Here is a 7931-nt window from a genome sequence, read left to right on the forward strand (position 1 = left end):
ACTCCTTCTCTTTTCAGAGAAGAATCAACAAGATATTTGCTATAACGACAATCAGACGCAGAAGTACGACGCCCACATATTGCAGAGGTGAGTCTACATTGAGAGTAATCATCTATATCTATCTAATAGAGAAAGAAAATTCTATCGCGCAGCTTGCACGTCCGTGCTAGAGCTCGCAAAGAAACCATCTTTAGCAATAAAGAACTTTTGGCGCATAATCCTCATTTTTTGCAACTTTTTTCATTATGAATATGTTGCAAAATAGTCCACGAAGCATATTCTATCAAAACATCTTTCAAGAGCGGCAATGTATAGGGAAATTCGATAAAATAAGACTTTTTCCGATTAATCTTTATATCCATTTTAATTCGCCCAAGATTTTCAGTCTGTTGATAAACCTCTTCTATAGAGGGGTTGATATTTATATTAGCCTCAATTTGAAGTTTGTTTTCCCCTTTATTTAAATCCACCTCCTTCTGTAAATATTTTAGAAGATTTGGATCTTGAGATGAAAATTGAATTGACGCAATAGGGGCTAGTTTTTTTTGAGCTGTTGTGATTTCTGCCCCCACTAAATATTTTCGGAAACGCTTCTCAAAATTTTCTTTTGCTATTTTTGACAAAGGCGCCGCAGATAAACTAACAAGCTGCACAATCACATAGGGACTTTTCCATAAAAAATGGCTCTCAAAAAGGTGGTCTGCGAGGTGCTCATCCACCCAATTGGCAATTTCACTTTCACTAATTCCTATCAGAGTCCAAGCATATTGGTGCTTTGGTAATAATTGATGTCCTTGAAAATGCTCCAAATAGCGCGCCAAAAGAGGATTGGCTTGCGTAGGCGGTCCGGGCAAAACAACGATGCAACTTCTTCCACAACGAAGATGAAAGCCGGGTGCTGTCCCGCCTAGATTGTCAAGCACCGTTGCATTTTTTGGGAAAAGAGCTTGTCGACTATTGGCCTTATTTGCCTGAATTCCAAGCCGCTTTAGCTGACTCTGCACAGTTTCCCATACTATTTCGTGATGAATAAGAGGCCGTTGCACAGCAATGGCAACCGCATCACGTGTCTTATCGTCAGAAGTAGGCCCTAAACCGCCACTTATAATAATTAAATCATCTTGATCGAGACATTGGATGATTGTTTCTGAAATCTGCTTCAAGCTATCCGCGCATACAAATTGTTTTCTGACTCTGATATTTTTTTCTTCAAGCTGTTTACTTAATGATTGTAAATTTGTATTGAGATATTGACCAGAGAGTAATTCATCGCCAATTGTAATAACAGATGAAATACAGGTTTTCTGATTTATTTCTATAGTATCAATGATGTTATTGGCAAAATCTTTTGTTGAGCTCACACCGCCTAAATCATAAGTCAAAATCTTTTCAGAACGAATAAGCTGATCCACATGATCCGAAAGAGAACGTGCTTCATCTTTAAAATTCAAATATTCCAATAACAAAGAAATTGTATAAAACATCGCTGCAGGATTTGTTTTTCCCTGTCCTGCTACGCACGCAGCGCTCTCATGAACAGGCTCAAAATATGCAATATCTTCCCCTATATTCGCGCTAGGTGCCAACCCCAGGCCTCCCATAACACCAGCAGCTACATTAGACAAAATATCACCGAGCATATTTTCTGCAACAATAACACCAAATCGGCGTGGTTTCTTAACTAACCATAAGGCGACAACATCGACATCATGGATTTCTGCTTCAATATCTGGGAAATGCACAGAAACTTTTTCAAAAATCTCTTCAGCGAATTGCCCACTTTCTCTCATAATATTTGATTTATTTGCAAAAGTTACACGGGATAAAGCATGCGTTTTGGCATAAGAAAAAGCACTCTTAAACAAACGCTCTAAGCCACATTTTGTTTGTAACTGCACAGACCATGCCGCTTCTTCTGGACCGTATTTTTCTATATTGGGGTGTTTAAGCCAAGAAGCAATATGCTCTGGGACGCTCCTGAAATCCATGCCCGCGTGTAAACCTTCCGTATTTTCGCAGATGACACATCCTCTAAAAGGCTCAAAAGGACCGGATATGTACCTAAACGGCCTTATGTTAGCAAATAATCCAAGCTTCTGCCTTAATTGAATAATAGGCGACACATAATTGAGCCTTTTATCCTTCAAGTGTGGGGCAAGCTCTTTTTGCGCTTCTTCTTCTCCTTTACTTGTTATAGCACCAAGAAGAATAGCATCACTTATTTTAATTTTTTCCCATGTGTCTGACGGAATAGGATCTCCATTTTTTTTCCAACATTCCCATCCAATCTCTCCATAAATCAATTCTACCGGTACTTTTATACGCTCCAAAATTGGAAGAGTAGCACCACATATTTCCGGACCTACCCCGTCTCCTGGCAATACAAGAATTTTCTTTTTCATATTTTTTTGATCCACGAATTTATAATATCCCCGACTATTGTGGGGTCATCTCTCCAAAGCCGTGCACCAGCATTTTTTATAGTGTGATATTCATGATATTCTAAGACACTAGCTGTTTGATTTTTTACCGTTGCTAGTTGAGATTTAGCCCCTACTAAAGATAAAAATTTTCCTTTAAATTTACCAATGACTGTCCGAGCATCCATTTCCAGTAATAACTTAAACCCGTTTTTCATTCTATCCAGAGCTTCCGCTTTTTGCTCTTCAGGGATAAGAATATTACCAAGAGGAACAGATGTGTCTACAGGCTGCGCATACCGATGCAAGAGCTCAAGTGCGTCACATAGTGCTCCATCTTCTAACAAGAGAAGAAGAGCACCAATATGTTTTTTCAATACGTCATCTGCATATCCAGGGCCGCTAAGAGATATAACAGCTTCAACATTGGCTAAACGATAAGCTAACATCTGCGCGAGCGTGCCAGCCATAGAAAATCCGATTAATAAAATAGGAAAATTAAACCGTCTTTTGATTTCTTCTTCAACCAAAGCTAAATTATCTTCTTTAGGAACGCCTTTAAGCAAAGAAGGAGTATCTAATATAGTAAAATCAATGTCATTTTTCAGTAATAAATTTTGAATATCAAGGCAAAAACGGCCGTCATCCCATAATGGCATAATAGGAGAAAGTATTACTGCCTTCTTTTTCATAATTTATCCTCTATAAATTCAAAACTTATCAGAAATTAAAATAAAGTTTATAACACTGTATATTCTATTTTAAAAATTTATGATAATTAATATTTAATCTATTTAAAAATACATAATCTACATATCTCAGACAGTAAGACTCTATTCATATAGTTAGACTGTACATAAGAAATTATTTCGCTTGAGAAATAGTATTACGCAGTAAGTTTATATCAACATTCAAGTGCTAAACTCACTTTTCCTACATCCTCAATGAATTTAAAGAGACAATTTCAGCGACCAATTCCTCTCTTCTCTACACTTTAGTTTATTTTCTAGAGGATTTTGGCCTTATAGTGGTATATTCAGCGTAAAATTCTGAATAAATTATTATTACATCCCTCTCACATAAAGTAACTTCTATATTTAAATAAAAACAACACTATGATATATACTTAACTTCAGTTTTAATATAAAGTGTAAATCCAACGATACATAATAACGCTAGTAATATAGCAACTATATGAGGTTGATGACCTGATATCTTACCTATAAGAGCTGCACTAACAGCCGCGCTCCCTAACTGCAAGAATCCCATAACACCTGACGCCGTTCCCGACGCTTGAGAATGAGAAGAGATGGCAAGTGCTGTTCCGAGTGGTAATAAAAAACCATTACTAAAAGTAAGTAACGAAATAGCGACTAAGCTCGTTACCAAAGGCCATACACTTAAGTATATTTGTACCAAAAACAAAAAACCGGCACAAACAAAAATGAAATATCCAATTTTCAGAGTCCTCTCCAAAGAAAATAGCTTCGTGAAACGTTTGGCGACTATATTTCCTAAAACATAAGCGAAAGATAAGCAGATATAACTATAGCTAATATTCTCCTCGACCATACCTAAGTTCGTTAGGAAAAAAGGAGATTCAGAGAGATAAGCAAAATAAGCCGCATAAGCAAAACAAGGAACCAATGCATAAAAAATAAACTGTTTATTTTTTAAAACTTGAAAAACCGTGTTTACAATACCAGAAAAATTAAACTCTCTTCTCTCTTTTTCCGGAAGACTTTCTTCGAAGAAAAATAAGCATAACAAAATAGTCAAAAAGACAAACGCAATGAGAAAGACAAAGCTGGACTGCCACTCAAAATATTTTAGCAATGACCCCCCAATCAAAGGTGCTATCGCGGGCGACATCCCTACAAATGGAAAAATAATGAGATAGATATGCCCTGCAGATTCTTTATCTAACAAATCATTAACGATAGCGCGGCTTAAGACAATCCCTGAACAAGCCCCCATCCCCTGCAAAAAACGCAGGAAAAGAAGGCTACTAATATTGGTTGTATAGATAATTCCTATAGTCGTTAATAACCATAAGAACAACCCTAAAAGCAGTGTCTTTTTCCTTCCAAGACTATCGCTTATTGGACCGTAAATAAGCTGACCAATAGCTATAGCAAACAGAAAAAGAGCAATAACATTTTGAATATCTGATTTACTGACGTGATAATAAACACTCATACGCCCAAGCGCAGGCAAGAAAATATCTGTAGAAACCAGCCCCCCTACTGACAGACAGGCTATGAAGATAATAAAAATTAATGGTATTTTATCGTTATGCATACCATATCCTACGTTTTTAGAATCGACAAATAAGTTATATTAGTGATTTTCCTAGCCAAAAAAGTACTTCCCTTACATGCTGCTTTTTAGTTGGTCAATTTATTAAATTTTGCCCTCTCATTCATCCACCGACTTTTTTCCACCGATGGAGTAGTTTATATTTCTGGGCCTCTGCTGAGAAAGATGCTTTGAGGCTATGAAGTGATTTGATTTGGGTTTAGTTTTTTGGCTATGCGGAGATGGGGATTTGAGTTTTGGGCTTTACAAAATAGTCGCAACAACAAACGCGGCGAGAAAGACAAAGCTTGATTGCTACTCAAATATTTTAGCAACGAACCTCTAATCAAGGGCGCTATCGCAATAATTTTATAGCGACGATTGAGTGGTAAGCTCACTTTTTGGCTTTCCATGAGTTTAAAGGGACGCTTTCAGGGCTTGCTTTCTGTAGTTTTTTGTTTTGTTTAGAGGGTGCAGCATTATAGTTTGGAGGAGATTTGTTAGACAATATATAGGAGATGATCTGTGAAGCGCATCCATTCTCTGCAAAAACGGGAGAGGAGAAGGTTGTTAATGTTTGTTCTATAAATAACTCTTATAGTCGTTAATAACTATAAGAATAGCTCTCAATCAGTGCCTATCTCCCTTCCCAAGCCTATCACTTTTACACTTTAGTTTATTTTCTAGAGGATTTTGGCCTTATAGTGGTATATTCAAGGTAAATTCCGCATAAATTATGCTGACAGCCCCTCACGTAAACTAACCTTTATATTTAAACAAAAACAATATTATGATACGTACTTAACTTCATTTTTAATATAAAGTATAAATCCAACAATACATAATAACGCTGGTAATTAACGACTATATGATGTTTCTTCTCTTATATTTTATTTATAAGAACTGCAGTCCCTAACTGCGGGGATCCCGTAACAGCTGACGCTTTGGAATGGGAAGAGAAGGCAAGTTCTGTTCCAAACGCTCATAAAAATCCATCACTTATCGTGCTGTTGATAATCTGGCCAATGTCTATCTAACAGCGCTGTTTTCAACTTGGTTGGACTGGATTTTTAGGGATAAGGCTTGCACAGTGGGATTGATTGGTTGCTCTCATCTGACGAGATCGGCATCTCATTTGATGAGAGCTTTTTGTGGTTGTATAATTTGGTTGCGGGGGCAGGATTTGAACCTGCGGCCTTCAGGTTATGAGCCTGACGAGCTACCGGGCTGCTCCACCCCGCGACACGAGGTTTTATCGAAGATAAAAACGGCACTATTCCAAAGATGGCGGTGACATTTTTGATTGTCTTTTTCTTCGCCTTTTTTGAGATTGCGAGAGATTTTCTTTCTATGCGCTTAGCAGACCTGGCAGCGACTTACTCTCCCGTGCCTTAAGGCAAAGTACCATCAGCGCTGGAACGTTTCACGGCCGAGTTCGGGATGGGATCGGGTGCAGGCGCTCCGCCATAACCACCAGGTCAGCGAAGAGCATAGAAAGGGGAGAAACTGGTAATTTGCTTATATTGAGAATGAACAGAGGAAATGGGAACGATCAAGCCTATCGAACGATTAGTATCAGTAAGCTTCATATGTTACCATACTTCCACACCTGACCTATCAACGTGGTGGTCTACCACGGTTCTCAGGGAATACTCGTTTTCAGGTGGGTTTCCCGCTTAGATGCCTTCAGCGGTTATCCCGTCCGTATATAGCTACCCTGCTATGCGGCTGGCGCCACAACAGGTCCACCAGAGATACGTCCATCCCGGTCCTCTCGTACTAGGGACAGATCCTGTCAATATTCCTACACCCACGGCAGATAGGGACCGAACTGTCTCACGACGTTCTGAACCCAACTCACGTACCGCTTTAAATGGCGAACAGCCATACCCTTGGGACCTGCTCCAGCCCCAGGATGCGATGAGTCGACATCGAGGTGCCAAACAACCCCGTCGATATGGACTCTTGGGGGTCATCAGCCTGTTATCCCCGGCGTACCTTTTATCCGTTGAGCGATGGCCCTTCCACACGGGACCACCGGATCACTATGACCGTCTTTCGACTCTGCTCGACTTGTCAGTCTTACAGTCAGGCAGGCTTATGCCATTGCACTCAACAAACGATTTCCGACCGTTCTGAGCCTACCATCGCGCGCCTCCGTTACTCTTTAGGAGGCGACCGCCCCAGTCAAACTACCCACCATACACGGTCCCGAATCCGGATAACGGACTGCGGTTAGACATCCATATCGGTAAGGGTGGTATTTCAAGGATGACTCCACAAAGGCTGACGCCCCTGCTTACAAAGTCTACCACCTATCCTACACATACAGACACAAATGCCAGTGTAAAGCTATAGTAAAGGTGCACGGGGTCTTTCCGTCTAACCGCAGGAACCCCGCATCTTCACGGGGAGTTCAATTTTCACTGAGTCTACGTTGGAGACAGCGGGGAAGTCGTTACGCCATTCGTGCAGGTCGGAACTTACCCGACAAGGAATTTCGCTACCTTAGGACCGTTATAGTTACGGCCGCCGTTTACTGGGGCTTCAATTCAATGCTTGCACATCTCCTCTTAACCTTCCAGCACCGGGCAGGCGTCAGACCCTATACGTCGTCTTGCGACTTCGCAGAGCCCTGTGTTTTTGGTAAACAGTCGCTACCCCCTGGTCTGTGCCACCCTCTACCGGTTGCCCGATAAAGGGTCACGCTTCTTCCGAAGTTACGCGTGCATTTTGCCGAGTTCCTTCAACGTAGTTCTCTCAAGCGCCTTAGTATTCTCTACCAGTCCACCTGTGTCGGTTTCGGGTACGGTCTATAAGTGGGAGCTATTTCCTGGAACCGCTTCGCTGCAAGATCAATCCAATAAGACCTCACAACATACGCGATCCGTCACTTCCCACAGGTCCACGAATATTAACGTGGTTCCCATCGACTACGCCTTTCGGCCTCGCCTTAGGGGCCGACTCACCCTGCTCAGATTAACTTTAAGCAGGAACCCTTGGACTTTCGGCGAGGGAGTCTCTCACTCCCTTTATCGTTACTCATGTCAGCATTCTCACTTCCGATACCTCCAGGAGCTCTCACGAGTCTCCCTTCACAGGCTTACGGAACGCTCCGCTACCACTTACTCATAAGAGTAAATCCACAGCTTCGGTGTATGGCTTTAGCCCCGTTACATTTTCGGCGCAGGGACCCTTATTTAGACCAGTGAG

General features: G+C 40.9%; 3 protein-coding genes, 1 tRNA gene and 2 rRNA genes (1 of these 6 only partly in view). All 6 read right to left on the reverse strand.

What is annotated here, in order from left to right:
* Window positions 1-221 precede the first annotated feature (221 nt).
* A complete protein-coding gene (locus tag BANH1_RS05370) occupies window positions 222-2402 on the reverse strand; it encodes an isocitrate/isopropylmalate family dehydrogenase (protein ID WP_015398371.1) in 2181 nt (726 codons plus the stop codon).
* A complete protein-coding gene (locus BANH1_RS05375; protein ID WP_015398372.1) occupies window positions 2399-3112 on the reverse strand; it encodes an alpha/beta fold hydrolase in 714 nt (237 codons plus the stop codon). Before BANH1_RS05375 ends, BANH1_RS05370 begins: the two co-directional genes overlap by 4 nt.
* Window positions 3113-3533: 421 nt before the next feature.
* Window positions 3534-4721: a multidrug effflux MFS transporter gene (locus tag BANH1_RS05380; RefSeq protein ID WP_015398373.1), complete on the reverse strand. Its 1188-nt coding sequence runs from the start codon at window positions 4719-4721 to the stop codon at window positions 3534-3536.
* A 1162-nt stretch (window positions 4722-5883) separates the two neighbouring features.
* A tRNA-Met gene (locus BANH1_RS05385) sits at window positions 5884-5960 on the reverse strand.
* Between the two features lie 121 nt (window positions 5961-6081).
* Window positions 6082-6196, reverse strand: a 5S ribosomal RNA gene (rrf, locus tag BANH1_RS05390).
* 70 nt (window positions 6197-6266) lie between these two features.
* Window positions 6267-7931, reverse strand: a 23S ribosomal RNA gene (locus BANH1_RS05395); it runs 1150 nt beyond the window's last position.

It is taken from the genome of Bartonella australis AUST/NH1 (genome assembly GCF_000341355.1).
Taxonomy (GTDB): domain Bacteria; phylum Pseudomonadota; class Alphaproteobacteria; order Rhizobiales; family Rhizobiaceae; genus Bartonella; species Bartonella australis.